This is a genomic window from Methanospirillum sp. (assembly GCF_035406105.1).
Lineage (GTDB): Archaea > Halobacteriota > Methanomicrobia > Methanomicrobiales > Methanospirillaceae > Methanospirillum.
Genome location: NZ_DAONKG010000340.1, coordinates 1 through 1,658, shown reverse-complemented (window position 1 = coordinate 1,658; position 1,658 = coordinate 1). Strand labels below are relative to the sequence as shown.

Here is a 1,658-nt window from a genome sequence, read left to right as displayed (position 1 = left end):
AACGCTGGTGTCTGAAGGTACACCGGTCAGAGGGTGAGAAGACCCGCAGACGGCTCCTTGAGGAGGGGCTTCTTGACCGGTTGTGCCGTATCAGATCTGACGGGGATTATCTGCTCATTCCGATATCCGGACATACTGAAGGGGCAGTATGTGAGATTTTTACCTGTGTCCCGGAGAAGGAGGAACTGCCACGGTTTGAGCAGGTCGGGGGGATCGCCATCATGCAGGAGGATGATCCGGCCGGTGCAGCAGCGATCCTTGCCTCAAAAAAGACCTATCATACCGTTTTGTATGCTGAAAGTGCGGTTCATGGCCCGTACCGGACGAAACGGTACAAAGTACTGGCCGGAGCAGACACAACCGCTACTGAATACACAGAATATGGCCACCGGTTCAGTATTGATCTCTCACTGGCCTACTTCTCCGCCCGCTTATCCGGTGAACGCCAGCGCATTAGAAATCAGATGCATCATGGGGAACGGGTTATTGATATGTTTGCAGGGGTCGGGCCCTTTGCCATAACGCTTGCAGATAAAGCGTCGGTTGTGTATGCCGGCGATATCAATCCTGAAGCAGTCATTCTCATGGTTAAAAATATCGCACGAAATCAGAAGAAAAATATCGTTCCCATCCTTGCAGATGCGCTCAGTCTGCCAAAAATCATCCCGTATCCGGCAGACCGGATAATCATGAACCTCCCGTTACATGCAATATCCTTTGTACAGGCAGCTTTTCAGATGACACGGCCTGGCGGGACGATACACCTGTATGCCCTGGTCAGTCAGGAGGATGAGTATCTCGAAACGCTCCGGGAATTCCCGGTTGAACAGATCGAGCACAGATATGTGCGGTCCTACTCACCGGACCGGTTCCATGTGGTGTATGATATTACCGTCGCAGCAACACACCCGTCATGACAACCGCAGATGGGTAAGGACGGGAACATTCATGCAGAAATGACATTCCATTGGTATCCCCAGAAAAACCAGTCTGGGAAGGCTTGTATCCGTCTCTTCACTCATGTTGTTGTAATACGCCTCGATGGATTCATTCTTTGAGTACTTACTGGTTTTGTTCAGTGTAAAATGAATCAGGTCATCTTTTACCGGGCTTGCGGCAGAAAATGAGATTATCACGGGCGAAAGATTACTTCCTGGCTCCGTCTTCGCATCAGCAAGCGCCATAGTGGCTGATCCCAGCAGGATGAAGCAGATGCACAGAAGAGAAGCAGCATACATTACCATAGTACTTCACCCAAAAAAGGGATAGTTCTTCTCACCGGTTGGATCCCTGGTGCCTCATAATGAAGACTGCTGCCAGAATCACTCCTGCAAACAGGGCTGATACAGGTGCCGGTGCCTTTGTCGGCGTCGGGACTGCGGTCTCTGCTGGTTCCGGTGTCACAGGCAACGCAGGTACCATCTCAATCAGTACATCGGTTGAATTCCCGCCGGTGATGGTGATCTGACGAATTGCATCATCATATCCGTTTATGCGAAGGGTCAGGGTGTGCTCACCAGAGGGAACCGATGAGAGGGTCAGTGGAGAAATTCCTTTAAAGAGATTATCAAGGAATATCAAAGCGCCCGAGGGATGGGAGTCGATATTCAGGGTTCCATTGATGGCTGCCGGGACCGGTGCTGCCTGCAGGGCAACAT

At 51.1% G+C, this 1,658-nt stretch carries 3 protein-coding genes; 1 reads left to right on the top strand and 2 read right to left on the bottom strand.

Going from position 1 to position 1,658, the window contains the following annotated elements:
* Positions 1–917, top strand: a 917-nt coding sequence (locus PLA23_RS13260; protein ID WP_324475514.1) for a class I SAM-dependent methyltransferase, incomplete at its 5' end; no start/stop codon positions are given.
* On the opposite strand, the gene PLA23_RS13255 is transcribed toward PLA23_RS13260, so the two are convergent.
* Positions 912–1,244, bottom strand: coding sequence for a hypothetical protein (locus PLA23_RS13255; RefSeq protein WP_324475513.1), 333 nt, complete (start codon positions 1,242–1,244; stop codon positions 912–914). The genes PLA23_RS13260 and PLA23_RS13255 overlap by 6 nt on opposite strands.
* Positions 1,245–1,275: 31 nt before the next feature.
* On the bottom strand, positions 1,276–1,658 hold a 383-nt coding region (locus tag PLA23_RS13250), incomplete at its 5' end, for a PEGA domain-containing protein (protein WP_324475512.1).

Coding starts and splice junctions, on each gene's coding strand:
- PLA23_RS13255 (WP_324475513.1), bottom strand. CDS start 1,244: ATGGTAATGTATGCTGCTTCTCTTCTGTGCATCTGCTTCATCCTGCTG.